General features: G+C 68.3%; 27 protein-coding genes. 5 read left to right on the top strand and 22 right to left on the bottom strand.

The genetic code is table 11. From position 1 onward, the window contains the following. Positions 1 to 70: 70 nt before the first annotated feature. Positions 71 to 1,315: an MFS transporter gene (locus tag G6034_RS09980; RefSeq protein ID WP_176634953.1), complete on the top strand. Its 1,245-nt coding sequence runs from the start codon at positions 71 to 73 to the stop codon at positions 1,313 to 1,315. Here the strand turns inward: G6034_RS09980 and G6034_RS09975 are convergent. From G6034_RS09975 to infC, 5 genes are all read right to left on the bottom strand, one after another. After that, complete coding sequence (locus G6034_RS09975) at positions 1,312 to 2,244, bottom strand: cation diffusion facilitator family transporter (protein WP_176634952.1); 933 nt, start codon at positions 2,242 to 2,244, stop codon at positions 1,312 to 1,314. The genes G6034_RS09980 and G6034_RS09975 overlap by 4 nt on opposite strands. Before the next feature lie 75 nt (positions 2,245 to 2,319). After that, entirely contained in the window at positions 2,320 to 3,231 is a 912-nt protein-coding gene (locus G6034_RS09970; protein WP_176634951.1) for a TrmH family RNA methyltransferase, read from the bottom strand. 62 nt (positions 3,232 to 3,293) lie between these two features. Continuing rightward, a complete protein-coding gene (rplT, locus tag G6034_RS09965) occupies positions 3,294 to 3,677 on the bottom strand; it encodes a 50S ribosomal protein L20 (RefSeq protein ID WP_176634950.1) in 384 nt (127 codons plus the stop codon). 108 nt (positions 3,678 to 3,785) lie between these two features. Next, positions 3,786 to 3,980: a 50S ribosomal protein L35 gene (gene rpmI, locus G6034_RS09960; RefSeq protein ID WP_113717404.1), complete on the bottom strand. Its 195-nt coding sequence runs from the start codon at positions 3,978 to 3,980 to the stop codon at positions 3,786 to 3,788. A gap of 108 nt (positions 3,981 to 4,088) precedes the next feature. Next, complete coding sequence (gene infC / locus G6034_RS09955) at positions 4,089 to 5,192, bottom strand: translation initiation factor IF-3 (RefSeq protein ID WP_425485501.1); 1,104 nt, start codon at positions 5,190 to 5,192, stop codon at positions 4,089 to 4,091. A gap of 332 nt (positions 5,193 to 5,524) precedes the next feature. Between infC and G6034_RS09950 the strand changes: the two genes are divergently transcribed. After that, positions 5,525 to 5,932, top strand: coding sequence for a DUF1844 domain-containing protein (locus G6034_RS09950; RefSeq protein ID WP_176634948.1), 408 nt, complete (start codon positions 5,525 to 5,527; stop codon positions 5,930 to 5,932). Between the two features lie 97 nt (positions 5,933 to 6,029). Here G6034_RS09950 and G6034_RS09945 read toward each other — a convergent pair whose 3' ends face one another. The 8 genes from G6034_RS09945 to G6034_RS09910 all read right to left on the bottom strand — a co-directional run bounded on the left by G6034_RS09945 (position 6,030) and on the right by G6034_RS09910 (position 12,338). Beyond that, positions 6,030 to 7,388: an MFS transporter gene (locus G6034_RS09945; protein ID WP_176634947.1), complete on the bottom strand. Its 1,359-nt coding sequence runs from the start codon at positions 7,386 to 7,388 to the stop codon at positions 6,030 to 6,032. 62 nt (positions 7,389 to 7,450) lie between these two features. Further along, on the bottom strand, positions 7,451 to 8,332 hold the full coding sequence (locus G6034_RS09940) for an SseB family protein (protein WP_176634986.1): 882 nt from the start codon (positions 8,330 to 8,332) through the stop codon (positions 7,451 to 7,453). Positions 8,333 to 8,346: 14 nt separating this feature from the next. After that, positions 8,347 to 9,084, bottom strand: a complete 738-nt coding sequence (priA, locus tag G6034_RS09935) for a bifunctional 1-(5-phosphoribosyl)-5-((5-phosphoribosylamino)methylideneamino)imidazole-4-carboxamide isomerase/phosphoribosylanthranilate isomerase PriA (RefSeq protein ID WP_176634946.1) — start codon at positions 9,082 to 9,084, stop codon at positions 8,347 to 8,349. A 67-nt stretch (positions 9,085 to 9,151) separates the two neighbouring features. After that, entirely contained in the window at positions 9,152 to 9,307 is a 156-nt protein-coding gene (locus G6034_RS09930; RefSeq protein WP_176634945.1) for a hypothetical protein, read from the bottom strand. After that, on the bottom strand, positions 9,308 to 9,967 hold the full coding sequence (gene hisH / locus G6034_RS09925) for an imidazole glycerol phosphate synthase subunit HisH (protein WP_176634944.1): 660 nt from the start codon (positions 9,965 to 9,967) through the stop codon (positions 9,308 to 9,310). It lies immediately after the preceding gene. Continuing rightward, positions 9,964 to 10,590, bottom strand: a complete 627-nt coding sequence (hisB, locus tag G6034_RS09920) for an imidazoleglycerol-phosphate dehydratase HisB (RefSeq protein ID WP_176634943.1) — start codon at positions 10,588 to 10,590, stop codon at positions 9,964 to 9,966. The genes hisH and hisB overlap by 4 nt, the downstream gene beginning before the upstream one ends. A 187-nt stretch (positions 10,591 to 10,777) precedes the next feature. Next, positions 10,778 to 11,875: a histidinol-phosphate transaminase gene (locus G6034_RS09915; protein ID WP_176634942.1), complete on the bottom strand. Its 1,098-nt coding sequence runs from the start codon at positions 11,873 to 11,875 to the stop codon at positions 10,778 to 10,780. A 61-nt stretch (positions 11,876 to 11,936) separates the two neighbouring features. Then, positions 11,937 to 12,338: a LysM peptidoglycan-binding domain-containing protein gene (locus tag G6034_RS09910; RefSeq protein ID WP_246295598.1), complete on the bottom strand. Its 402-nt coding sequence runs from the start codon at positions 12,336 to 12,338 to the stop codon at positions 11,937 to 11,939. A gap of 296 nt (positions 12,339 to 12,634) precedes the next feature. On the opposite strand from G6034_RS09910, the gene lexA reads away from it, so the two are divergent. Next, on the top strand, positions 12,635 to 13,378 hold the full coding sequence (gene lexA / locus G6034_RS09905) for a transcriptional repressor LexA (protein ID WP_218063777.1): 744 nt from the start codon (positions 12,635 to 12,637) through the stop codon (positions 13,376 to 13,378). A 91-nt stretch (positions 13,379 to 13,469) separates the two neighbouring features. Here lexA and G6034_RS09900 read toward each other — a convergent pair whose 3' ends face one another. After that, complete coding sequence (locus G6034_RS09900; RefSeq protein WP_425485504.1) at positions 13,470 to 15,539, bottom strand: ATP-dependent DNA helicase; 2,070 nt, start codon at positions 15,537 to 15,539, stop codon at positions 13,470 to 13,472. Then, positions 15,532 to 17,184 carry a GTPase HflX gene (gene hflX / locus G6034_RS09895; protein WP_176634941.1) on the bottom strand — a complete coding sequence of 551 codons (1,653 nt, stop codon included), beginning with the start codon at positions 17,182 to 17,184 and terminating at the stop codon, positions 15,532 to 15,534. The genes G6034_RS09900 and hflX overlap by 8 nt, the downstream gene beginning before the upstream one ends. 167 nt (positions 17,185 to 17,351) lie before the next feature. On the opposite strand from hflX, the gene G6034_RS09890 reads away from it, so the two are divergent. Continuing rightward, positions 17,352 to 18,005 (top strand): class I SAM-dependent methyltransferase, encoded by a 654-nt coding sequence (locus G6034_RS09890; RefSeq protein WP_176634940.1) that lies wholly within the window; start codon positions 17,352 to 17,354, stop codon positions 18,003 to 18,005. A 49-nt stretch (positions 18,006 to 18,054) separates the two neighbouring features. Here G6034_RS09890 and dapF read toward each other — a convergent pair whose 3' ends face one another. The 7 genes from dapF to G6034_RS09855 form a co-directional block, all read right to left on the bottom strand. After that, positions 18,055 to 18,981: a diaminopimelate epimerase gene (gene dapF / locus G6034_RS09885; protein WP_176634939.1), complete on the bottom strand. Its 927-nt coding sequence runs from the start codon at positions 18,979 to 18,981 to the stop codon at positions 18,055 to 18,057. A 52-nt stretch (positions 18,982 to 19,033) separates the two neighbouring features. After that, positions 19,034 to 19,993, bottom strand: coding sequence for a tRNA (adenosine(37)-N6)-dimethylallyltransferase MiaA (gene miaA / locus G6034_RS09880; protein WP_176634938.1), 960 nt, complete (start codon positions 19,991 to 19,993; stop codon positions 19,034 to 19,036). Beyond that, the gene (gene miaB, locus G6034_RS09875) at positions 19,990 to 21,567 is read right to left on the bottom strand and encodes a tRNA (N6-isopentenyl adenosine(37)-C2)-methylthiotransferase MiaB (RefSeq protein ID WP_176634937.1); all 1,578 of its coding nucleotides are present in this window, start codon (positions 21,565 to 21,567) and stop codon (positions 19,990 to 19,992) included. The genes miaA and miaB overlap by 4 nt, the downstream gene beginning before the upstream one ends. A gap of 166 nt (positions 21,568 to 21,733) precedes the next feature. Next, positions 21,734 to 22,981 carry an aggregation-promoting factor C-terminal-like domain-containing protein gene (locus tag G6034_RS09870; protein WP_246295596.1) on the bottom strand — a complete coding sequence of 416 codons (1,248 nt, stop codon included), beginning with the start codon at positions 22,979 to 22,981 and terminating at the stop codon, positions 21,734 to 21,736. A gap of 66 nt (positions 22,982 to 23,047) precedes the next feature. After that, complete coding sequence (locus G6034_RS09865; protein WP_176634936.1) at positions 23,048 to 23,584, bottom strand: regulatory protein RecX; 537 nt, start codon at positions 23,582 to 23,584, stop codon at positions 23,048 to 23,050. Between the two features lie 9 nt (positions 23,585 to 23,593). After that, the gene (gene recA, locus G6034_RS09860) at positions 23,594 to 24,649 is read right to left on the bottom strand and encodes a recombinase RecA (RefSeq protein ID WP_176634935.1); all 1,056 of its coding nucleotides are present in this window, start codon (positions 24,647 to 24,649) and stop codon (positions 23,594 to 23,596) included. 296 nt (positions 24,650 to 24,945) lie between these two features. Beyond that, on the bottom strand, positions 24,946 to 25,167 hold the full coding sequence (locus tag G6034_RS09855; RefSeq protein WP_176634934.1) for a DUF3046 domain-containing protein: 222 nt from the start codon (positions 25,165 to 25,167) through the stop codon (positions 24,946 to 24,948). Positions 25,168 to 25,222: 55 nt separating this feature from the next. Here G6034_RS09855 and G6034_RS09850 point away from each other — a divergent pair, with 55 nt between their 5' ends. Then, the gene (locus G6034_RS09850) at positions 25,223 to 25,708 is read left to right on the top strand and encodes a MarR family winged helix-turn-helix transcriptional regulator (protein ID WP_176634933.1); all 486 of its coding nucleotides are present in this window, start codon (positions 25,223 to 25,225) and stop codon (positions 25,706 to 25,708) included. Positions 25,709 to 25,878: the final 170 nt, after the last annotated feature.

The following is a 25,878-nucleotide window of genomic DNA, read 5'->3' as shown; positions in this document are numbered from 1 at the left end:
CGGCCCCATCACGCCGCCCGCACCTGCGCCTCGTCGGCCGGGGCGATAACGTCCCTTGGGAGACTGCCCCATGACCACTGCCAACTTCCTGTCCGAGACCAAGCCTGCCTCGCCGAATGCCGCCGCCTGGGCCATCTTCGCCCTGGCCATGGGCGGATTCGGGATCGGCACCACCGAATTTGCCATGATGGGCCTGCTGCCCAACGTGGCCGCAGGCGTGGGGGTGTCCGTGCCCGAGGCCGGGCACGTCATCTCCGCCTACGCCCTCGGCGTCGTGGTCGGGGCCCCGCTGCTGGTGGCCGTCAGCGCCAAGTGGCGGCGCAAGACCCTTGCGCTGGCGCTGATGGGCCTGTTCACCCTGGGCAACCTGTCATCGTTCTTTGCCCAGGACTACCCGACGCTGATGGCCACCCGCTTCGTGGCCGGCCTGCCGCACGGCGCGTACTTCGGGGTCGCCGCCGTGCTCGCCGCCTCCCTGGTGGTGCCCACCAAGCGGGGCCGGGCCATCGCCATGGTCATGATGGGCCTGGCCGTGGCCAACGTTGTGGGCGTTCCGCTGGCCACGATGGTGGGCCAGCAGTTCGGCTGGCGGCTGATGTTTGTCTTCGTTGCCTTCATCGGGCTCGTGACCATCGCGTTCATCGCCGTGGTCATCCCGTTTCAGAAGGCCCACCCGGACGCCAGCCTGCGTCGGGAGCTTGGCGCCCTGCGGCGCGGCCAGGTCTGGCTGACGCTGCTCGTGGGCGTCGTGGGCTTCGGCGGATTCTTTGCTGTCTACACCTATGTTGCCAACACCATGACGGACGTCGCCGGGTTCCCGGCGGACTTCCTGCCCGTCATCGTCGGCCTCTACGGCCTGGGCATGGTGGCCGGCAGCTTTGCCGGCGGGAAACTGGCGGACTGGTCCGTGCTGGGCAGCATCTACATCGTGATGGGCTTCATCGCCCTCATGCTGGTCACCTATGCGTTCACGGTCCACATCCAGTGGCTGGCGCTGGTCATGATCTTCGTCATTGGGGCGTCCGGGTCCATGCTGGTCCCGTCGCTTCAGACCCGCCTGCTGGACGTGTCCCCCGGCGCCCCCACGCTGGCGTCCTCGCTGAACCATTCCGCCCTGAACATGGCCAACGCGCTCGGCGCCTTCGCCGGCGGTCTCGTCATTTCCTGGGGCTGGGGCTTCACCGCCCCCGCACTGGTGGGCGCCGTCCTGGCCGTAATGGGCCTCGGCATCGCCCTGGTCAGCGGCCGGCTCGACAGACGCGGCCGGCCGGCCGCCGTCGTGCCCGTAGGCGCAACGGCACGGGTGGACGGCTAGGGCTGGCTTTCCTTGGCGGCCGAATAAATGTCCGGCTCCAGGTAAATGACAGTGGCGATGGGCACCGAGCTGCGCACGCGCTTTTCAGCGGCGTCGATTGCCTGCGCAATCTGGACACCGGTCCCCGCTTCCTCCACGGCAATCTTGGCCGCCACCAGGAGCTCCTCCGGCCCGAGGTGCAGTGTCTTGAGGTGGATGATGCCGCTCACGCCCGGGCCCACCAGCGCGGCCTCGATGGCCCGGATGTCCTCCTCGGTGGCCGATTCCCCCAACAGGAGGGACTTGGTTTCCAACGCCAGCACCACGGCCACGGCCACCAGCAGGACGCCGATCAGGCCGGTTCCCACCGCATCCCAGTGCCCGTTGCCGGTGACGATTGTCAGGGTGACGCCAAACAAGGCAAACAGCAGACCGAGCAGGGCTGCAGCGTCCTCCAGCAGAACCACCGGCAGTTCGGGCGCCTTGGCCGTCCGGATGAACTGCCCCCAGGTCTTGGATCCGCGGGTGCGGTTGGATTCCTTGATGGCCGTGCGGAAGGAATTGCCTTCCAGCAGGATCGATCCGATGAGCACCACCAGGGGAACCCACGCCCATCGAGGATCCATGCCGTGGGGGTGCTGCCATTTTGAATACGCCTCATACAGCGCAAAGACCCCGCCCACACTGAACAGGATGATGGAGACCAGGAAGGCGTAGACATAGCGTTCGCGGCCGTAGCCGAAGGGATGCTCGGGGCTGGCCTGCCGCTTCGCCCGCCTGCCGCCGACCAGCAGCAGCAGCTGGTTGCCTGAATCCGCGAGGGAGTGGATCGATTCGGCCAGCATGGACGATGAAAGCGTCAGCAGGTAGGCCAGGAACTTAAGTACCGCAATGGACAGGTTTGCCGCCAGCGCGGCGATAATTGCCTTGTTCCCGCCCCCATGAGCCACGATCGGATCCCCTCACTAATGGATGGGACAGCACAGCCCCGGATTCATAGTGTACTGGGTTGCGGCGGCGCGGATTCACTCCGCGCGGCGCTGGGCCCGGGCACTGGCGTACAGGCACACCGTGGCTGCAGTTCCCAGGTTAAGGGACTCCGCCCGGCCGTAGACGGGGACCGCGACACGGTGGTCCGCCAGCGCCTTCTCCTCCCCCGCCAGGCCCTGCGCCTCGTTGCCGAACAGCCACAGGGTGGGGTCCTCCAAGGCGTATTGGGCGTCGGGGATCTGCTGCTCAAACGCCCTGGCGGCGCTTTCGTCCTGAAGCAGGTCAAGGTTGAGCAGCCCATAGCCGTCCGCGGCCAGGATGCCAATGCCGGCCTCCCTGGCGGCAGCCACCACATCCGCCAGCTCGACACCGCGCACCACGGGCAGGTGGAACAGTGAACCAGCCGTGGACCGCACAGCCTTGGGGTTGTAGATGTCCACGCTGGAGCTGGTGAAGATGACGGCGTCCGCGCCTGCCGCGTCGGCGGCACGGAGGACCGTCCCGGCATTTCCGGGGTCCTGTACGCGGCACAGCGTGGCGATGAGCTTGGGCCTGGCCGCCAGCACTTCCGCCAGCGGCACGTCCACAAAGTTGCACACAGCCACGATGCCCTGCGGCGTGACAGTGTCCGTCATGGCCGAGAGCACCATGTCGCTGGCAATGCGGACCTGCAGCCGCGAGCCGGGATGGTGGACCAGTTCCAGCAGCTCGTCGTGGCGCTTGAGGCACTCCACTGTGGCATACACGGCCTCGACCACGGGGCTGCCGCCCGCGTCCAAACAGTCGCGGTGCGCCTGCAGCGCCTCACGGACGCCCTGCGGGCCTTCGACGAAAAACTGCCGGCGCTTTAAACGGCCCGAGCGCCCTGCCAGCTTCGCAACTTCCCTCACCCGATCTGCTCGAGGATTGGTCATTGCATCAGCTGACGGGCGCCCGGGTTCATCCATGGTTAGGACTTTAGCAGTCCGCCCGCATGAATACGGAACGCTGGGTTCCGCGTCAATTAGTGCTACTTGGCGGCTGCGGCAGACGTGTCTGCGGGCAGCGCGGCCTTGGCGAGCTTGACCAGTGCGGCGAAGGCACCGGCGTCGTTCACGGCCAGGTCGGCCAGCATGCGGCGGTCAACCTCGATCTCGGCGGCCTTCAGGCCCTGGATCAGGCGGTTGTAGGTCAGGCCGTTGGCGCGGGAGGCAGCGTTGATGCGCTGGATCCAGAGGCGCCGGAAGTCACCCTTGCGCTTGCGGCGGTCGCCATAGCTGTACACAAACGAGTGCAGCAGCTGCTCCTTGGCCTTGCGGTACAGGCGCGAACGCTGTCCGCGGTAACCCTTTGCGCGCTCAAGAACAACCCGACGCTTTTTGTGGGCGTTTACCGCCCGCTTCACACGTGCCACGTGCGTACTCCTTCAAGTTTTTGCATCCCAAGCCAATCGTGCCGGGGAAGGCGTTGATTTCAATGGTGTCGGACCCGCTACGGGCCCTTCACCGATTGACTTGCGAAATTAGATGCCGAGCATCTTTTTGATGTTGCGGACATCGGCCTTGGCAACCGTGAGGTCGCCCTTGAGGCGGCGCTTCAGGCTGGAGGGCTTGTGCTCCAGGTAGTGGCGGCGGTTGGCGCGCTGGCGGCGCAGCTTGCCCGTGCCAGTGAGCTTGAATCGCTTCTTTGCACCACTGTGTGTCTTCATTTTAGGCATGAGGACCTGTCTCCTTACGTATCCACCGGCGCTGCCCGTGGTTCTTTTGCAGCGACCGGTTCGGTCACTGTGTGGGGTGTGTATTCACCGCCAAAGAGGGTGTTGGCCCTATTCGGCTGAGTCTTTGGTGTCGGCCGCACGCTTTGCAGGTGCAGCCTTGGCCGCCGGCTTGCCTGCCGCCTTTGCAGCGGGCTTGGCCGCGGGCTTGGCAACCGGCTTCGCCATGGGCTTGGGCATGGGGATCGGCTTGGCCGTCACTGGCTTCGGCGCGGCTGCTGGTGTTGCGGCAGGACGCGCAGCGGCAGGTGCCGCCGTGGCGGCAGGACGCGCAGCGGCAGGTGCCGCCGTGGCAGCCGGACGCGCAGCGGCAGGTGCCTTGGCAACGGGGGCCTTGGCTGCAGACCGTGGCACGGCGGGCGCCTTGGCCTCGGGGGCCTTGGCCACGGCTGCCTCGGCCTCGGGAGCCTTGGCGGCAGGTGCCTCCGGGGTGGCGGTTTCGGCGGGCGTCTCCGGGGCGGCAGCGGCGCTGGCCGCGGGTGCCTCGTGGCCCGTGGAGGGAGCCGCGTCCACTGCCTCGGCGGTGCCTTCGTCCAGGTGCAGGCCCTCGGGCAGGAGGTCAGCCAGGGATTGCGTCATCGGCGCCTTGTTGTCCCGGTCCACGTCAACGCGGGCGGTGCCATTGGCAACGGCCTCGTTTTGGGCCTTCGCCTCGGCGCGCTGCTGCTGGCGCCGGGCCTCGGCCTTGGCCTCGGCCTTGTTCTTCAAGGGTCCGATCACCATGACCATGTTGCGCCCGTCAATGCGGGGGCTTGACTCGACCACGCCGACCTCGGCCACGTCCTCCGCAAACTTCTGGAGCAGGCGGATGCCCATGTCCGGACGCTGCTGCTCGCGGCCGCGGAACTGGATCATGGCCTTGACCTTGTCACCGGTGCCGAGGAAGCGCAGCGCGTGGCCGCGCTTGGTCTCGTAGTCGTGCTTGTCGATCTTGAGACGGAAGCGGATTTCCTTCAGAACGGTGTTCGTCTGGTTCTTCCTGGCTTCACGCGCCTTGACGGCGGCCTCGTACTTGTACTTACCGAAGTCCATCAGTTTGCACACCGGCGGCTTCGCCGTCGGTGCTACCTCAACCAGATCCAAGTCCGACTCGGCAGCCAATCGGAGGGCGTCCTCAATGCGGACGATTCCAACCTGTTCGCCTGCCGGCCCCACCAACCGCACCTCGGGGACGCGGATACGATCATTGATGCGTGGCTCGCTAATGTGTAACTCCTGTTGATTCAAAGAAATGTGGGTGCCATCGGCAAAAGAAGAAGGCCTCCCATTGCTGATGCAATCGGAGGCCTCGGGGATTGGTTCCGCCGCCCCCAGCGGGGCCGCGGCCAGCCAACACGAATGCAGGCGCCAACCGGAACCAGACAACGCCATTGCTGGGTCGAAAGGTGGGAGAGGACTCCACTTGCAAACTGGATGCGCTCTTTCCTCGCGGGGTTTTGGCCCGCAGAAGTAACAGCACCCAGTCGGTCTATGACAAGCTTAGCAGTATGAGCACCCCAGACAATAATTCGGACACCAGCCACCGCAACAGCTTCGCACCCGAGGAGTCCCTCGGCGACGCCGAAGCGGCGTCCGTGGTGCGCGACATCGCCGAAGTCCCGGCCGTCGAAGTCATCACCACGGCTGCCGTCCACCTCATGAGCGCAGCGGCTGTCAAGTGCGGCCTGGCAGCCGGACCCGACGCCGAGGACCTGAAGGACCTGGACGAGGCACGCAAGCTGATTACCGCCCTCGCCGGTTTCGTGACGGCAGCGGCCCCGGAGATTGGCAGCCAGCATGCCGGACCGTTGCGTGACGGCCTGCGTTCGCTGCAGCTTGCATTCCGCGAGGCCTCGGAATTCCCGGACGCGCCGGGCAAGGGCCCGGGCGAAAAGTTCACCGGAGCCGTCAACTGACCCAAATCCACCCAAGGTGGGATCCGTGGCGCGGTGGTTGCTGGAATTTTGTGGAATTCCAGCAACCACTGCGCCACACTTTGTTTATGCCGCAGGCTCAGACGGCGTCGGGTTCGCCCAGCAGCCCGTCAACAGCGGACCCCGGCGCGCCGGGGATGGTGCCGTCCTCCCCGCGACCGGCAGGCGCCCCCGCGGCCTTCCGCCGCCGGCTGCGTTGGACGGCCAGGCCCGCGACGGCGAGGATGCCGGCGACGATGCCGATGATGACAAATCCTGCCCAGGGTCCCACCTCGTCGATCATGGCCCCGGCGAACGGTGCACCCATGGCGCTGCCCAGGGTCATGGATGAGCCGTACCAGCCCATGGCCTCGCCGCGCCGGCGCTCCTCGACGAGGTCGGCAATGTGTTCGGCGCTGGACGTCAGTACCGGGGCGCAGAGCAGCCCGGGCAGTATGGAGAGCAGCCCCAGCGTCCACGCGTTGGTGGCAAAGCCCATGGGAATGGTCAACAGGGCCATGGCGCCGAGCAGCCACAGCGGGTTGATGGACCGCCTGAGCGAGCCGTAGACCAGCCCGCCCACGAGGGAGGCCCCGCACCAGAAGAAGAAGACGATCCCCAGCTCGCCCACCTGCTCGCTGGCACGCAGCACGGCCACCATGCCGACATCGGTCCCGGAGAGCACCAGTCCGGCCCCCAGCGAAGCTCCCAAAACGGCCAGCACCGCCAGGTTCACCCAGGCCAGGTTGCTGCGCGTGCTGCCCCACGCGCGTCCCAGCCTGCCGGCAGGCGGATCAAGAGCCCCGACGGCAGCCTCGAACCTGCCGGGCGCCGGCGCCCCGGCCGCTTCGACGGGTTCCGCCCAGGCGCCCCGTTGGCCCGAGCGCGTGGGCGGGTTGGTCCACATCAGCAGCAGGCCCGCAAGCGCGGAGGCAACGCCAATGATGACCAGGCCCGCCGCGGTGTGGAGGGTGGTGGCCAGGACGACGCCGGCCGCCGGCCCCACCATGAACGTGATCTCCGCGCCCATCGAGTCAAGAGCGTAGGCGGTGCGGCGTTGTCCGGCCGGCACCATGACGCCCAGGGCCTGCCGGACGACGGAGAAAATGGGCACGGCAAACAGTCCGCCGATGACGGCGGCCACCACCAGCAGCTGGTAGTTCAGGAAGGGCGCCACGGACCACACCGCCACTTCGGCGATGACGGAAGGTATGAGGGCGCGGCGCAGGCCCAGAATGTCCACCTGGCGCCCGCGCCACGGGGCGCCGAGGGCCATCCCGACGGTGATGGCTGCTGCCACGGATCCCGCCGCCGCATAGCTCAGGTGCAGCGTGGCCACGACATGGAGCGTGAGCAGCACGCCGGCCGCCGCATGGGGGATCCGCGCAATCATGGCGATCAGGAGCAGCCTCCGCACCGGCGCAAGCGCCAAGAGCTGCCGGTAGCTGGCAAAGTCCACTTGTTTGCTTCTTCTCTCTTGTGGTCCGTCACAAGAGAGCGCAGGGCAGCCTTGCTGTGGAGTTAGGGTGTGGGGCCGGGATGGAGCAACCGCACCTGGACGGAGTCAACGGCCTGGGCGAAAACGTCATTCCGCGCCCAGAATGCCTGCAGGACCTGGAGAATGCTGTCCACGGCGGACTGGTCGAGCCCTGGGCGCAGGGTGAGCGAGACGGCCAGTTCCGGTCCCGCGCCGCCGCCCGCCACCAGCCGTCCAGACGGTTCAGATTTGTGGTCCCACAGGGATTCTATGCCCTTGCCGGCGCAGGCGGAAATGTCCAGAATCCCGGGGTTCCCGGCGGCAGTCATGGAATCTGCCAACACCTGCCTGACGGCGGGGTCAGCGTAGCTGGGCAGCCACTGCCGCTGCTGCGCCAGGGCCCACATGGCGGGGCGCCGCACCACAAACGGGCGTTCCGATCCCGGGTCCAGGACCAGCAGCTGGGCCTCCTCGGCCACGGCGGACAGGGCAGCGCGCGCGGCATGCACGGCCACGGGCCGCGCCTCGGGGTGCCAGGTGGAAAGGGCCGCCGCGTTCGTAAACGCCGGCAGCGCCCGCCGCCCGTCGGGCGCCTGCAGGGTCACCAGGGCCATGTCGGACTCCTTGTCCGACGCCAGCCCATTCTCCCCCACGGCCCGGTCGGCCAGCTGCGCCACAATCGGGATGAACACGCGCGCCTCCGCCAGCGACGCAACCACATCGGCTTCGGAGCCGCTTCCACCCAGGAGCCGCGAAACGGCCGCCTGATAGCGGGGGTCCGTGGCGCCGTCGTCGGCGTCAAAGTTGTGGTACTTCGCCTGGTCCGGCAGGCTGCGGCCGGACCAGGGCTGGCCGGCGGAGTCGGCCACGCCGCCGGCACCGGCGAGGGCCGCGGCGATGTGTCCGGGCAGTTGCTTGCGGGGCATCTCAAGCACGGGCTCTAGCGGCGTCCGGCAACGTCAAGGGCCTCGGGCAGCGTGAACTTGCCCGCATACAGGGCCTTGCCCACAATGGCGCCCTCGACGCCGTCGGCCACCAGCCCGCGCAGCACGCGCAGGTCCCCGAGGCTGGAAATCCCGCCGGAGGCCACCACGGGCTTTGACGTGCGCGAGCACATTTCCCGCAGCAGCTCCACGTTGGGGCCGCGCAGCGTGCCGTCCTTCGTGACGTCGGTAACCACGTAGCGGGCGCAGCCGGCATCCTCCAGGCGGGCCAGGACCTCCCAGAGGTCCCCACCTTCCTTCGTCCAGCCGCGGCCGGCCAGGGTGGTGCCCCGCACGTCCAGGCCGACGGCGATCCGCTCGCCAAAGCGATCGATGGCCCGGGCCGTCCACTCGGGGTTTTCGAGAGCCGCCGTGCCCAGGTTGACGCGGGCTGCGCCCAATTCCAGGGCACCTTCCAGCGAGGCGTCGTCGCGGATGCCGCCGGACAGCTCCACCTTCACCTCGAGGGCCTGGACAACCTCCCTCAGCAGTTCAAGGTTGGAGCCGCGGCCGAAGGCGGCGTCCAGGTCCACCAGATGGACCCATTCGGCGCCATCGTTTTGCCAGTTCAGGGCGGCTTCGAGGGGCGAGCCGTAGCCGGTCTCGGAGCCGGCTTCGCCTTGCACGAGCCGGACGGCCTGGCCGTCGGCGACGTCAACGGCGGGAAGCAGTTCCAGAATGGGGGTGGTGGTCATCGGGTCCTCAACGTGTAGGTGGTGGAACGGGTTGGCTGGGCAGGCCCGGTGGCGCGGTCCGGGCCGCCTAGCCCTTCAGGGTGAGCAGGTAGGCCGCCACGAGGGACAAGGCGGCGAGGATGGCAAAGCTGACGGGGATCCAGCGTGGGGTCTTCTGCTGGTAAAACGTGTAGGCACCGCCGATGAGCAGGCCGCCCAGGCCCATGAGGAGCAGCGAATACATCTACGCTGCCACCTTCAGGGACTGCACCCAGTTGCGCAGCAGGCGCGCGCCGGCGTCGCCGGACTTTTCCGGGTGGAACTGGGTGGCGCACAGCGGGCCGTTCTCCACGGCGGCAATGAACGGCGCGCCGTGTTCGGACCAGGTGACCGCCGGCGGCTTCATCTTGGGCTGGATCACCTCAAAGTCCCACGTCTGGACGCCGTACGAGTGGACAAAGTAGAAGCGCTCCTCCTCGACGCCGTTGAACAACAGGGAGCCTTCCGGGGCCTTCACGGTGTTCCAGCCCATGTGCGGGACAACGTCGGCCGGGAGGAGTTCCACCGTTCCCGGCCACTCCCCCATGCCCTCCTCGCGGATGCCGTGTTCCACGCCGGCCTCAAAGAGGACCTGCAGGCCCACGCAGATGCCCAGGACGGGGCGCCCGCCGGCCACGCGGCGGCCAATCATGCGGATGGCGTCCACGGCCCTCAGCTCAGCCATGACGGAGCCAAAGGCACCCACGCCGGGCACCACCAGGCCGTCCGCGCCGAGGACGTCCTCGGGGCGCGCGCTCAGGCTGACGTTTGCGCCGGCACGCTCCAGGGCCCGCACGGCCGAGCGGACGTTGCCGGAACCGTAGTCCAGGACCGTGACGGTGGGCTGTGCCGCGGCCGTGTTCACAGAAGTCCCTTGGTGGACGGAATCCCCGTGACACGGGGGTCCTTCTCCACGGCCGACCGCAGGGCCCGGGCAAAGGCCTTGAACTGGGCCTCGACAATGTGGTGCGGGTCCCGCCCCGCAATGAGCGTCATGTGGAGGCAGATCTGCGCGTGCAGGGTGATGGCCTCAAATACGTGGCGCGTCAGGGAACCCGTGAAGTGGCCGCCAATGAGGTGGTATTCCTGCCCGGCGGGCTCGCCGCTGTGGACCAGGTAGGGCCGGCCGGAAACGTCCACGACCGCGTTGGCCAGGGCTTCGTCGAGGGGGACGGTTGCTTCGCCAAAGCGGCGGATCCCGGCCTTGTTGCCGAGCGCCTCGCGCAGCACCTCGCCCAGGGAAATGGCCACGTCCTCCACGGTGTGGTGGGCATCGATGTGGGTGTCTCCCGTGGCCTTGACCTTCATGTCGATGAGCGAGTGCTTGGAGAGGGCCGTGAGCATGTGGTCGTAGAACGGCACGGACGTGTCGATCTCCGAAACCCCGGTGCCGTCCAGGTTGATCTCAACCAGCACGCTGGATTCGCTCGTGGCGCGTTCCAGGCGTGCCGTGCGTCCCTGGCCGGGCTGCTGGCTGTTCTCGGTCATTGTTCTTACGGTCCTTTGGTTAATTGGGCGTGCCAGGCCGGGCATGGCGCGTGCAACTGGGGTGTTGGTGTACCACCAGTTTAGACGCACCCGCCGGGCTCCCTGCCCGGTCCCGGGGACGGCGCCCGAGGGGATGCGCATCCCCGTGCCGTTCCCGGAAGGGCGACGCCGGCCGGGTGCCTTGGCGCTATTTCGCCAGGATGGAGCGCAACCCGTCCAGGAACGCGCCGGTCTCGGCCTCCGTGCCGGCGGTGACGCGCAGATGGCCGGAGATGCCGACGTCACGGATCAGCACGCCGTCGGCCAACAGCTTCTCCCAGACGGACACCGGATCTTCCAGGCCACCGAAGAACACGAAGTTGGAGTCCGACGGTGCGGGCCTCAGGCCCATCTGTTCCAGTTCAGCCACGATGCGGTCGCGCTGGACCTTGATGGCCTCGACGTTAGCGAGCAGGGCATCCGAGTTCCGCAGCGCCGCAACCGCGGTTGCCTGGGTGATGGCGGACAGGTGGTAGGGCAGGCGGACCAGCCGGATGGCGTCGGTGACTTCGGGAGCTGATGCGAGGTAGCCCACGCGCGCGCCGGCCAGCGCGAAGGCCTTGCTCATGGTGCGGGAGACCACCAGGCGCGGCCGGCCTTCCAGGAGGGTCAGCGCGCTCCCAGTGCCGGCGTGGGCAAACTCCGCATAGGCCTCGTCGACAATAACGATGGCCTGTGATGCTTCCCCCGCGTCGTAGACGGCCTCCACCACGTCCAGGCCCAGCGCCGTGCCCGTGGGATTGTTGGGCGAGCAGAGGAAGACGACGTTGGGGGCCTGCGCCCGCACCTGCTGCGCCGCCGACTCGGCCGTGAGGCCGTAGTCGTCCCCGCGGACGCCGGCCACGTAGGCCGTGCCGGTGCCGCTGGCCAGCAGCGGGTACATCGAGTAGGTGGGCGGGAATCCCATGGCGCTGCGCCCCGGGCCGCCAAACGCCTGCAGCAGCTGCTGAAGGACCTCGTTGGAACCGTTGGCCGCCCAAATGTTTGCGTCCGTCAGGCCGTGGCCCAGATACGCGGCGAGGGCCCTGCGCAGTTCGGTGAACTCGCGGTCGGGGTAGCGGTTGAGTCCATCCAACTCGTCCGCGACTGCCTTGAGGATGGCTTCCTTGGCGTCCAGGGGGAGGCCAAAGGTGTTTTCGTTGACGTTGAGGAGGATGGGGACGTCCAGCTGGGGGGCGCCGTACGGGTGCTGGCCGCGCAAATCGTCGCGAAGGGGTAGCTGGCTGAGACGTTCAAACTGGTCCATGCCACCAGTTTAAGTGTGCCACCCTCCCGTTAAGAACTTGTGACGCCCTGGGCCGGCTCCCTTACTTGCGCAATGGGACATAAAGGCGCTGGCCCGCCTGCAGGACGCCGGTGCCGAGGTCGTTCATGGCCACGATGTCCGCCACGACGTCACGAACGTCGCGGGCGGGGTCGCTGTGGGCGGCAATGGTCCACAGGCTGTCACCCTGGAGCACCGTGACCGGGGCGGCGTAGCCGGCCAGGTTCGCGGTGTTGACCTTGGTGGCCGCGTTGGCCGGGCTGGCGAGGGAACCCAGCAGGACTGCCAGCAGGGAGAAGACCAGCGCGGCCGTCACCGCCAGGGCAGGCAGGCCGAACAGCACCATGCGGCCGCGGCGAGTCAGCCGCAGCGCGCGGGCCGCGGCGGGGCGGGTGGACGCCGACATTACGGCGGGCCCTGCGGGGGAAATCACCAATGCGCTCATGACTTCATTCCTTTCGCATTCGGGAGGCCGCCACCCGGGCGTTCCCGGTTGGCGGGGACCGCGTGTGTCTTGCGGGGCGGAGCTTCCATGCACAATTCGTTCGATAGAACGTATGTTCTAACGTTGCTCTATTAGTTTTAGCATCTATTGACGACTCCTGCCAAGACTCGATCGAACAAATGTTTGAAATTTGGCCGGACCGGGCTTAATCTTGAGGTACAGGATTCGCCAACAAGAGCAGTCCACCAGCAGGCACTGACATTATTGGCTGCATCCGCAGAAAGGATCGAAGGAACATGGCGCTACCCGAACCTCCGCATCGAATCCCGCAGGCTCCGAGCCGGGCCGGCATGAAGGGGCTGACCGTGCGGCAGAAGAAGATTCTCGAATGCATCCAGCGCTCCATCGCTGACAAGGGCTACCCGCCGTCCATGCGTGAAATTGGCGACGACGTGGGCCTGGCCAGCCTCTCCAGCGTCACCCACCAGCTGACACAGCTCGAACGCCATGGCTATCTGCGCCGCGACCCCAAGCGCCCGCGTGCCATGGAAGTGTTGATCCCGCTGGTCATCGACAACGGTGTCGTGGAAATTGAGGGCGTCAACGAACCCGACCAGGTCCGCAGCTCGAACGGGCTGAACTTTGCCCAGCTGAGCAGTGCCTCGGACACCGCGTTTGTCCCCCTGGTGGGCCGGATCGCCGCGGGCGGGCCCATCCTGGCCGACCAGATGGTCGACGACATCATGCCACTCCCGCGCCAAATCGTGGGCAGCGGCGAACTGTTCATGCTGAAGGTCGCCGGGGATTCCATGATCGACGCCGCCATTTGCGACGGCGACTGGGTGGTGGTCCGGCGCCAGAACACCGCCAACAACGGGGACATCGTCGCCGCCCTCCTGGAGGACGAGGCCACGGTCAAGACCTTCCGCCAGCGCGACGGCCACACGTGGCTGCTGCCGCAGAACACCCGCTACGAACCCATCCTCGGCGACGAGGCCACCGTCATGGGCAAGGTCGTCTCAGTCCTCCGCAGCCTGTAGGCAAGCTCCGCAGGACCCAGCAGCGCCCCCGGCAGCGAGGCCGGGGGCGCTTCCATGCTGTCAGCGCGCGCGACCGGAAGCGGCGGAGCGGCTACTTCCCGGACAGCCTTTGGAGCGCCGCGAGGGCGACGGACCGGTCCCTGGTCGACCAGAACGGCGGCAGGGCCGCGCGGAGGAAGCCGCCGTAGCCGGCGTTGGCCAGGCGCGAGTCGAGGACGGCAACCACCCCGCGGTCGCTGCTGGAACGGATCAGCCGGCCCACACCCTGGGCCAGCCGGATCGCGGCATGCGTCGCGGAGATGGCGATGAAGCCGTCGCCGCCGCTTTGTGCAACGGCACGGGCACGCGCCGTAACGAGGGGGTCGTCGGGGCGGGGGAACGGGATCCGGTCGATGACCACCAGCCGGCAAGAGGCGCCTTGGACGTCCACGCCCTGCCAGAGCGACATGGTGCCGAAAAGGCAGGTGTCCGGCTCGTCTGAAAATTCCTTGATGAGCCCTGCCATGGATGAGTCGCCCTGGCACAGGATTTTGACCTTGAGCTTCTTGCGCAGCTTTTCCGCGGCATCCTCCGCGGCCCGCCGCGAGGAGAACAGTGCGAGCGTGCCCCCGCCGGCGGCGGTGATGAGCGCCTCGAGCTCGGAGAGCTGTTCGGGGGAATTCCCGAAGCCGGGCTTGGCCAGGTGCGCCGCCACGTACAGCATGCCCTGCTTGGGGTAGTCAAACGGGGAGCCTACATCGGCGCCCGTCCAGGCGGGTGCGTTTGCGCCCAGCAGGCCCAGCCCGCCGGCGGTGGCCTGGAAGGAGTCCCCGATGGCCAGGGTGGCCGAGGTGAGCACCACGGTGTGGTCGGCAAACAGGCCCTCCCGGAGTTTGCCTGCCACGCTGAGCGGGGCCACGTTGATGACGGGGGGCTCGCTCTCGTCGGCCTTTTGGTAGCCCTTGCCCGGGGCGAAGGTGCCGGTCCTCGACGCCCACACAACTTCCCGCCCGTCCCGGGCGGTGAGCAGCCGTTCGCACAGGTCAAAAATCAGGGTCAGCCGCGACCTGGCGATGGACCGGCCCCCGTCTGCCGCGGCGTTGCCATCCGGCTTGGAGTCGGAGAGCGCCACGCGCGCAGCGTCGCGCAATTGTTCGATGGCGGCGGTGTGTTCTTCGTTGAGCCCGTTGGGCAGCAGCCCGGTGGGCGTGCCCGAAAAGGCCATGTCCAAGACCGTGGCGGCGGCGTGGAGCGCCTCGACGGAGACGCCGGTGTGTTTGCGCGTGCTGGAGGCGGCCGCCTGGACCATCTGCACTGACAGCTGGCCGGTGACGGCCCCGGTGACGCGGTCTTGCAGTTCGTGGGCTTCATCCACCACCACCACGTCGTAGTCGGGCAGCACGGCAATGCCTTCAAAGGCGCTGATGGCGAGCATGGCGTGGTTGGTGACCACAATGTCCGCCTGGCCGCCCCTGGCGCGGGCCAGTTCGGAGAAGCACACTTCGGCGAGCGGGCACTTTTGCGCGCCCAGGCACTCCATGGACGTCACCGAAACCTGGCGCCAGGCCTTGTCTGTGACGCCGGGCATGAGTTCGTCGCGGTCGCCGGTTTCGGTGTCCCCGGCCCATTCGCGCAGCCGCGCCACTTCGCGCCCCAGGGGTGAGGAGGGTCCGGACTTGGCGCCCGGCAGGTGCACCACGCTGGAGTCCTCGCCCAGGCTGAAGAGGGCGCCCTCGGAGGAGTCCTCGGACGGGAACCCGCCGCCCAGCTTGTGCTTGCACACATAGTTGCTGCGACCCTTGACCAGGGCCACGTCAATCGGGCGCGGCAGCAGCGGCGCCAGCGCGGCCAGCAGCCGGGGCACGTCCCGGCCCACAATCTGCGCCTGCAGGGCCAGCGTTGCCGTGGCCACCACGGAAGGTTTGTCGCTGGTCAGTGAATGCACGATCAGCGGGATCAGGTAGGCGAGGGACTTGCCGGTGCCGGTGCCCGCCTGAACCAGCAGGTGGTCGCCGCTTTCGATGGCTTCGACCACGCGCCGGACCATCTCGTGCTGGCCGTCGCGGCGCTGGCCGCCCATGGCCTCCACGGCGCTGTCCAGAAGCTCCAGGGCTTCGGCCGCCATGGCTCCGGGGCTCTTCGCAGCGCTGTCCAGGTCCGTGGCGGTTGCAGCCTCACCCATGCTGGACAAACGGGTCCACCTCGCTGGCCAGGTCTTCCCGGACCTTGACCTTGGCGATGGTGCCGTGTTCCCCGTGCTCCACGCTGACGATCTCGGCGTCGCTGCGGTGGAGGCGGTTCAGCACGTCGCCGCGGTCGTAGGGAATGAGCAGCGTCAGGGCGACGCTGGGGCGCGGGATGGCGTCGCTGATGGCTGCCAGGAGCTCGTCGATCCCCTGGCCGGTGCGTGCGGAGACCACCACCGTGCGGGGTTCGCGCTGCCGCAGCCGCTCCACGACGAACGGGTCGGCGATGTCGGCCTTGTTCAGCACGATGATTTCGGGGATCTTCAGGGCCGACACCTCGGCAAAAACGGTCCGGACGGCCGCAATCTGGCCCTCCGGGTCCGGGTGGGAGGCGTCAACAATGTGCAGGATGAGGTCGGAATCGGCCACCTCCTCCAGGGTGGACCGGAACGCTTCCACGAGCTGGGTGGGCAGGGAGCGGACAAAGCCCACAGTGTCCACGAGGGTGAAGCCCAGGCCGTCGGCGGTTTCCGTCTTGCGAACGGTGGGGTCCAATGTGGCGAACAGGGCGTTCTCGACCAGGACGCCGGCGTCGGTGAGCCGGTTCAGGAGAGAGGACTTGCCGGCGTTCGTGTAGCCGGCGATGGCCACGGAGGGGACGGCATTGCGCTTTCGGTTGGCCCGCTTGGTCTCCCGTGCGGGCTTCATGGCCGCGATTTCGCGGCGCAGCTTGGCCATCCGGGTGCGGATCTTGCGGCGGTCCAGTTCCATCTTGGTTTCACCGGGTCCACGCGAGCCGATGCCGCCGCCGGCCGTGCCCACGCGGCCGCCTGCCTGGCGGGACATGGATTCGCCCCAGCCGCGCAGGCGCGGCAGCAGGTATTCCATCTGGGCCAGTTCCACCTGGGCGCGGCCCTCGCGCGACTGTGCGTGTTGGGCGAAGATGTCCAGGATCAGGGCAGTCCGGTCGATGACCTTGACCTTGACAACTTCCTCAAGTGTGCGCCGCTGGGAGGGGGCGAGGTCGCCGTCGACAATCACGGTGTCAGCCCCGGTGGCCTGGACGATGTCCTTGAGTTCCTGCGCCTTCCCCTGGCCCAGGTAGGTGGCGGGGTCCGGCTTGGCGCGGCGCTGCACCAGGCCGTCGAGGACTTCCGAGCCTGCGGTTTCGGCCAGGGCGGCCAGTTCCCGCAGCGAGTTCTCGGCATCGGCCATGGTGCCCTCGCTCCACAGCCCGGCCAGGACCACCCGCTCCAGGCGCAGCTGGCGGTATTCAACCTCGGTGACGTCTTCGAGCTCGGTGGAGAGGCCGGCCGTGCGCCGCAGGGCGTTGCGTTCGGCGAGTTCCGACTGGTCGCCGTCAAAGCTGCTGTGCTGGAAGTTCAGCTGCGAGAGCGCCTGGGCCCGCCCGACGATGGGACGGGACGCGCCGGCCGCGGACTGGGGGTCCACGGCGTCAAGCCTTGCATCCTCGCGAACGGCCCGGCTCGCGGCAGCATCCTTGGCCAGGATGCGGTCGATCACGGCTTCAATCTCGGCGACGGATAGGTCAGAGCTGGCATCCCCGGCGGACCCGGACGCGCGCGTGCCGCGGGGATCATGGTGGTCTGCGGGACCGTGGGGTGCAGATGGGTTGGACATGTTCTCCTTAGTGGCGGTTATACCAATCGTAGTCCCGGGCACCGACGGGCACACCTTTGCAGCGGCGTCCTGTGGATATCCCGCACCCGGGCCGCCACGACGCGTCGCCCGCCGGCCATGCCGCCCAAATTCCGCTGGCGCGCAATTGCCACTAATCTGGCAGGACTATGGGTACTCAGGGCGCAGATCATTATTTCACCTCACAGCCGTCAACACCGCTGAAGCGGCGTCCCCTGACGGTTTTCCTGGCCGGTGCCGAACGCAAGTTGCAAACGGCTGGCGGCATTTTCAGCCCGGACGGCGTGGACAAGGGCACGGCGGTCCTGCTCAACGAGGCGCCGCCGCCTGCCGCCGGGGGTCACCTGCTGGACATTGGCTGCGGCTGGGGTCCCGTGGCGCTGACCCTGGCGCTTCGCTCCCCCGCCGCGACCGTGCACGCGGTTGATGTCAACGAACGCTCCATCGACCTCACCAACGACAACGCGCGGGCCCTGGGCCTGGACAACGTCCGCGCGTCCACGCCCGACGGCGTCGACCCGGAGCTGCGTTTCAACACCATCTGGTCAAACCCGCCCATCCGCGTGGGCAAGGCCGAGCTGCACTCCCTCCTGCTCCTGTGGCTGCCGCGCCTGGCCAACGGCGGGGCCGCCTACCTGGTGGTGCAAAAGAACCTGGGCGCGGATTCCCTGCAGCGCTGGCTTGCCGCGGAGCTGGCCCAGCAGTTCCCGGAGGCCGGCTTCAAGGTTTCCCGGGATTCAACGCACAAGGCATTCCGGATCTTGAAGGTGTTCCGCCCGGACGGCACGCAGGAGGGCACCTAGGGCAGTCCGTCGGCTGGGCACGCAGTCGGGGCGTCCGGTCGGCACGCAGTCAGGGCAGGGCGAGCACCCCGTCGGCCACGATCACGGCCGGCCCGCTGAGTTCCACGTGCTCGCGGCCGTCCGGGCCGGGGAAGAAGCGCACGCCCACCGTGCCGCCGGGCACCGCGACGGCCCAGGTGTCCGGGGCGTCGGCGCCGGCCCAGAAGCGGGTGGCGGCGGCCGCTGCGCACGCACCCGTCCCACAGGACAGGGTCTCCCCCACGCCACGTTCGTGGACGCGCATGGTGATGTTGCCGACGTCGTCGGTCACGAGCGGCTCGGCCGGCACGGCAAACTCCACGTTGGTGCCGTGCGGCGGAACGGGCGTCACGGAGGGCGCCTCAGTCAGGCGCGTCCCGTCGAGCTCTGCACGGTCGGCCAGCGCCACCACGGTGTGCGGGTTGCCCATGCTCACGGACAGGGCAGGACGGGCCACGTCGAGCCCCGCAGCCTCCACGAGGGAATCCATGCCCCGCTCCTGCGCCTGTTCCGGGAAGATGAACTCCCACGGGCCCATGTCCACGCGGTAGCCGTCCGCCGTGCGGGCCACCACCTTGACGCCGCCGCGGGTGCCGATGGTCAGGGCCTCCCCTTCGGCCAGCGCCGCCAGGCCCTGGTCAATGAGGAAGTGCACAAACACGCGCACACCATTGCCGCACATTTCCGACAGCGAACCATCGCCGTTGCGGTAGTCCATGAACCATTCCGCTGCGGGGTGCTCCGCCAGCAGCGCGGCGCCTTCGGGCAGCTGCCGGGAGCGGACGGCGCGGATGAGGCCGTCGCCGCCGATTCCGCGGTGGCGGTCGCACAGCAGGGCCACCTGCTTCGGGGAGATCTCGCGTTCGCCGTCGGGATCGGCCACCAGCACAAAGTCGTTGCCGGTGCCGTGTCCCTTCGCAAAGCGAAGACCGGACAAGGGGGCTGGTGCGTCAGTCATGGGTCAAGCCTTTCACAAAATCGGGCGGGGGCGTGCGACGCAGGATCCCGGCTCAGGCGGGCGTCGCGCCCGGCGCGCCATTCACCAGCCGCGCGGCGGCCCCGCCGAGATCGGGCCGGTCCCAGTCGAGCCACTGCACGCGGGGGTCCGCCCGGAACCAGGTCAGCTGGCGGCGGGCAAACTGCCGGGTGGCGGTGATGGTGTCGTCCGCGGCTTCCGCCACGGTGGACACGCCGTCGATGACACGCAGGAACTGCCGGTAGCCGAGTGCCTTCCGCGCCGTCCGGCCCTCCCGCAGCCCCTGCGGGATGAGGGCCTCGACCTCGGCCTGCAGCCCGGCGTCCACCATGCCGCGGACACGGGAGGCCAGCCGCCGGTGGAGTTCGGCACGGTCCCCGTTCAGACCGATCTGCACCGTGGGCTGCACATACTCCCGGGCCGGCATGAAGGAGCTGAACGGGCGCCCGGTCAGCTCCTGGACCTCCAGGGCGCGGACGATCCGCCTGCCGTCGCCGATGCGGGCGGCGGAGACAGGGTCCACCAGCGCCAGGCGGGCGGCCAGCGGGGCCAGCCCGCCGGCGTCGAGCTCGTCTTCCAGCCGGGCTCGCACGTCCGCGTCGGTGCCGGGAAAGTCAAGCACGTCCACGGCCGCGCGCACGTACAGGCCGGAGCCGCCCACCAGGATGGGCAGCTTCCCCCGCGACTGGATGTCGGCAATCGCTGCCCGGGCCAGGGACTGGAATTCCGCGACCGTGGTGTCCTGGCGGACGGTCAGGAAGTCCAGGAGGTGGTGCGGGATGCCCCGGCGCTCCGACGGGGGCACCTTGGCGGTGCCAATGTCCATGCCCCGGTAGAACTGCATGGAATCGGCGTTGACGGCCTCGCCGTTGAGGCGCTCCGCGAGCTGCAGGGCCAGTTCCGACTTGCCCGACCCCGTGGGGCCCACGACGGCCACAACGGGCAGGGCCCGGCCCTCGCGCGCCGTGGCCGGGCCGGAATCCGCTGCGCTCACGCGGTGCGGACGGGCAGCGACGGCATGCCGAGGCTCACCGCCGCCTTGCCGCCGGACGCGTTGCCGGCAACGGTGGCCGGGACGCCGCAGGATTCGGCCTGTGAACGGTCCCAGGCATCGCCCGCGCGTGAGCGGCGCAGCTGGTAGTCCGCCGCGGTGGCGGGATCCGCCACGAGGTGGAAGGCGGCCGCCTCCGTGACGGTGACGGTGACGAGGTCGCCGGGTCGCGGTGCCTGGCCGCCTTCTGGGACGCTGAAGTGCACCAGCCGCTGGTCCTGGGCGCGGCCGGAGAGCCGGTGCGTTTCGGCGGCCTTGCGCCCGGACCGGGCGGTGACCATGACCTCCACCGTGCGGCCCACCTGCTTTGCGTTTTCCTCTGCCGCGATCCTGTCCTGCAGGGCGGTCAGGCGCAGGAAGCGTTCCTGGACCACTTCCTTGGGGAGCTGGCCGGGCAGCTCGGCGGCGGGCGTGCCGGGTCGCTTGGAGTACTGGAACGTGAAGGCGGTGGCAAAGCGGGACTTCTCGACGACGTCGAGCGTGGCCTGGAAATCCTCCTCCGTCTCGCCCGGGAAACCGACGATGATGTCGGTGGAGATCGCGGCGTGCGGCATCGCCCCGCGCACCTTGTCCAGGATGCCCAGGTACTTCGCCGAGCGGTAGGAACGGCGCATGTCCTTGAGGACCTTGTCGGAGCCGGACTGCAGCGGCATGTGCAGCTGCGGCATGACGTTGGGGGTTTCGGCCATGGCGGCGATGACGTCGTCGGTGAAGGCGGCCGGGTGGGGACTGGTGAAGCGGACGCGTTCCAGGCCCGCGATGTGCCCGCAGGCACGCAGCAGCTTGCCGAAGGCGAGGCGGTCGCCGAATTCGACGCCGTAGGAGTTCACATTCTGGCCCAGCAGCGTGACCTCGATGGCGCCGTCGTCGGCGAGGGCCTGGATCTCGGCGAGGATCTCGCCGGGGCGGCGGTCGCGTTCCTTGCCCCGCAGTGACGGCACGATGCAAAAGGTGCAGGTATTGTTGCAGCCCACGGAAATGCTGACCCAGCCGGAGTACACGGCGTCGCGCCTGGTGGGCAACGTGGACGGGAACCTGTCCAGGGACTCCAGGATTTCCATCTGGGCGTCGGCATTGTGGCGGGCGCGCTCCAGCAGCACCGGGAGGGCGCCGACGTTGTGCGTGCCAAAGACCACGTCGACCCAGGGGGCGCGCTTTTGGATGGTGTCGCGGTCCTTCTGCGCCAGGCAGCCGCCCACGGCGATCTGCATTCCCGGGTTCGTTTCCTTGATGTGGGCCAGCATGCCGAGGTTGCCGTACAGCTTGTTGTCGGCGTTCTCGCGGACGGCGCAGGTGTTGAAGACGACGACGTCGGGCACGGGTTCGCCGTTCGCATCCCGCACGGGCGCGGGGCCGGCCTCTTCGACGGCGACCATGCCTGCGGCCTCCAGCAGGCCCGCCATGCGCTCGGAGTCGTGGACGTTCATTTGGCAGCCGTAGGTGCGCACCTGGTAGGTGCGCGGCCGGCTGGAGGTGCTGGTGGCGGAAGAATCAACGCCGTCTAGGGTCAGGCTCACCCATCAAGCTTAAGTCCTGGGACGGGTACTCGGTAAATGGGCCCCGCCGGCTCCGTCCGGGCTGTTCCGCGCGGCGGCCGTTGCGCGCGTTGCGCAGGACGGCGTTCTGCGCAACGGTCCCACCGGGCCGCGCAGGCAACAGTGCGGCGCGCCCGGACTTTGGGGGTCAGTACCAGTTGTTGGAGACTTCGTGCGACCAGGCGCCGCAGGGTGAACCGTAGCGGTTGCCGATGTAGCCCAGGCCCCAGTCGATCTGCGTGCGGTAGTTGGTGAGCCAGTCCGAGCCGGTGTCCGCATACTTTCCCGGAGGCAGCGCCTGGGCGATGCCGTAGGCCCCGCTGCTCGGGTTGGTGGCGTTGGTCAGCCAGCCGGACTCCTGGTTCCACAGCTGCAGCAGGCACTGGAACTGGCTTTGCGGCCATCCGTGGGCGCCGAGCCGGGACGCGGCGTAGGCCTGCGCGCCGGAGGGGTCGTTCACGGCCTCGCCGGGAATGTTGGGCAGGAGCACCGCAACCGGGATGAATCCGCCGCCCGAGGAGGGGGCTGCCGCCGGCTGCTGGACTCCCTGCTGCGCTGCCGCGGCTGCCGCTGCTGCCGCGGCTGCGGCCGCCTGACGCGCAGCTTCCTCCGCGGCGGCCTTCCGCTTGGCCGCCTGGGCGGCCTCATAGGCGGCGAGTGCCTCCTGGCCCTGCCGGTACTTATGTTCGACGGCGGCCGTGGTGTTGTTCAGCGCGGCCAGTTGCGCGGTCAGGGTGGCGCTGTCCTTCTTCCGGGCCGCGAGTTGCCTGGCCACCGCCTGCTGCGCGGCAATGGCAGCCGCCAGTGCCGACTTGGAGGCCGCCGTGAGCTTGGCCTGCTCGGCCTCCGCTGCCTGACGCGACTTGGCGAGCGACGATGCCACGGCTTCCGCGTCCTTGGCACGCACGGCCCGGCCCGCCGACTGCCCGCCCACTTGGGCGAGCATGTCCAGGCCTTGCAGCGCATTGGCGTTACCGAGCGTGGCCAGGGTGTTGAAGATGCCCAGATTCGCGCCGCCGGACTTGTAGCTTTGGACCGCGGCCGCCGCAACGTCCTTTTGGTACCCCAGGGCCTGCTTTTCGGCCCTGTTGGTTTGCGCCTGCAGCACACTGACCTGGCCGTTGACCAGATCAAGCTGTGCCTGGGTCGCGGCGTAGCTGGCCCCGGCCTGGACGGCCGCGGTGCCGAGCGCGTCGGATTCGGCGGACAAGCTGTCCAGCAGGCCGTTGATTTTGGCGACTTCCGCCTTGGTGGCCGCAACGTTGCCCTTGGCCTGTTGCACGTCGGACCAGGTGGGGTAGCCGCTGGGCGGGCCGTCGTCGGCGGACACGGGGCTTGCCGAAACGCCGGACACCACGATGAACCCGGCGGCAACGGCGGCTGCCAGGGTGCTCATGGCACGACGTGGAAAACTAATCATAGGTGGCCAGCATAACCACCCAGTACCCACTTTCGGCGGCAATTACTCCGGTGATTCGCCGTCGACCTGTTCGTCGATCAGCCGGTCCACGACGGCAAAGGCTGCTGAGGGGCTGTAGCCCTTGCGGGCCAGCATGGCCACCCAGCGGCGCGTGTACTTCTCGCGCTCGGCCCTGTCGGCCAGGTTCATGGACGTGCGCAGCTTGCGCCGCACCAGGGCCTCGGCGCTGCCGGCCTCGTCCTCGTCGCTGAGCTGGGCCAGTGCTTCCTCGGCCAGCTCGGGGGCTATTCCCTTCCCGGCCAGTTCGCGCCTGAGGGCTCCCCGGGCGAGCGCCTTGTTTTGCGCCCTGCTGCGCACCCACAGTTGCGCAAATTCGGCGTCGTCAATGAGCTTGACTTCCTCGAAGCGGTTCAGCACGGCCTCGGCGACGCCGGCGGGGACGTTGCGTTCGGCCAGTTTTTGGGCCAGCTGCTGGCGGCTCTTGGGCGAGTTGGTCAGCTGGCGCAGGATGATGGCCCGGGCCACCGACGCCGGGTTGGCGTCGGGGTCCAGTTCCGGTGCGGGCCGTTCGCTGTTCATGGCGGCCGCTTAGAACCCGTCCACGGCCTTTAGCTTCGGGGCAGCCTCGGCCTCTGGCGCGGCGGGCGTGACGCCGACACCCAGCTTGGCCTTGATGAGGCGCTCCAGCTCCTCGGCGAGTTCGGGGTTGTCGCGCAGGAAGCGGCGCGAGTTCTCCATGCCTTGGCCGAGCTGGTCGCCGTCGTAGGTGAACCAGGAGCCGGACTTGCGGATGATGCCGTGCTCCACGCCCATGTCGATGATGCCGCCTTCGCGCGAAATGCCCTGGCCGTAGATGATGTCGAATTCGGCGATCTTGAACGGCGGGGCCATCTTGTTCTTGACGACTTTGGCCTTGGTCCGGTTTCCCACGGCGTCGGCCCCCTCCTTCAACGTCTGGATGCGCCGGACGTCGATGCGGATGGAAGCGTAGAACTTCAGCGCCTTTCCACCCGTGGTGGTTTCCGGGCTGCCAAAGAACACGCCGATCTTTTCACGCAGCTGGTTGATGAAGATGGCGGTGGTCTTGGTCTGGCTCAGGCGCCCGGTGATCTTGCGCAGTGCCTGGCTCATGAGGCGCGCCTGCAGGCCCACGTGGCTGTCGCCCATGTCGCCCTCAATTTCGGCGCGGGGCACGAGGGCGGCCACGGAGTCGACGACAATCACGTCCAGCGACCCGGAGCCGATGAGCATGTCCATGATCTCCAGGGCCTGCTCGCCGGTGTCCGGCTGTGAGACCAGGAGGGCGTCCGTGTCCACGCCGAGCCTGGCGGCGTAGTCGGGGTCCAGGGCGTGCTCGGCATCGATGAACGCCGCGATGCCGCCGTTCTTCTGCGCATTTGCCACCGCGTGCAGGGCGACGGTGGTCTTTCCGGACGATTCCGGGCCGTAGATCTCCACGACGCGCCCGCGCGGCAGGCCGCCGATGCCCAGGGCAACGTCCAGCGCGATGGAACCCGTGGGGATGACCTCAATGGGCGCCCTGACGTCGTCGCCCAGGCGCATTACCGAGCCCTTGCCGTACTGCTTGTCGATTTGGGCCAGTGCTGCGGCCAGCGCCTTGTCACGGTCTGCGGGAGCAGCCATGGTTCACCTCGGTCTTTCATCTGTGCCGATTCTTCGGCCCCGTCCTTGCGGCGCTGCCTGCGCCCCTTGGCGGGTGGTGGTTTAGTTTCTTCATCCTCAAGCTGCCCATGGGGGCAACCCGGTGGTTTTCCAACACTTAAAACGCTAGTTCAAGGCTCTGACAATGTCCGGTGAAGTCCGGCGCTCCGGGCAAATGTGTGGAGAACTTTCTTCCACGGCCGCATCAACGGACTCAACTCTAAGCCGCTTCGAATAGGTATTCGAGTATTCGTGCGGCGTGTCGCCTCTCAAGGTGGCTATTTCTTCACCGGGACGTCTCGTCCCAGCCGCCGTGACTCCGGCACATCCTGCATTTGGCACACCTCCAGCCAAACCTCCCGCGGCTCGTATCCGGCGGCGAGGGCATCGAGGGCCGATTTCCCGCCCACGCCCGCAAGGTGCAGCTCCCTGGCCAGCACGCGGGAATAGCCAGGGGTGAACTCGTCGTCCATCAATCGCCAAAATTCGCTTAGTCGCACAGTCCCATTCTTGCACGCCCGGCACCGTCCGGCGGGCGGAGAATACACTGGTGGAATGACCACAGAAGCTGCACCTCAAGGAGACGGCCCGCCGTCCCTGCCCGCGGAGACGAGGGCGGCCATCGAGGCGCTGGAAGTTGAACTCAGCCTGTTGTGGCGCCGCGCCCGGGCCAGCAGCCACGCGGTCTCGCGCAGCGTCCATCCGGACCTCGAGCCGGCCGCCTACGGCCTGCTTTCCGTCCTGCTGAACCAAGGTGACATGCGCCTGACCGAGCTGGCGCGCTGCATCGGGGTCGGGAAGCCGTCGGTGAGCCGCCAGATCAGTTTCCTGGAAGGGGTGGGGCTGGTTCGCAAGGAGGCGGACCCCCGCGACGGGCGTGCACAGCTGATTGAACTCACGCCAAGGGGGCTGGCCAAAATGCGCCAGGTCCATGACGGGCGGCAGCAGGCCTTCCACAGCCTGCTCGCCCACTGGGACACCAAGGACCTGACAACCCTGGCCGCCCTGATCTCCCGGCTCAACGCCGACGCCGGCGGCTGACCCCGGTGCCCGGCCTGGCCGACCACGGCCGCTGACGGCACCGGAAGCATGGCGTACACGCAAGGCGGCCCCCGTCCTGGGACGGGGGCCGCCTTGCGTTCCAAGCCGGCCACACACCGTGGGGGCTTGCGAGATGGTGGGCCGCATTCCGGCTGTCGGCCGTTGCGGGG

Origin of the sequence: Arthrobacter wenxiniae (assembly GCF_013376105.1) — a bacterium.
Lineage (GTDB): Bacteria > Actinomycetota > Actinomycetes > Actinomycetales > Micrococcaceae > Specibacter > Specibacter wenxiniae.
Note: the sequence above shows the minus strand (reverse complement) of the source record. Positions and strands in the feature narration are given on the sequence as shown.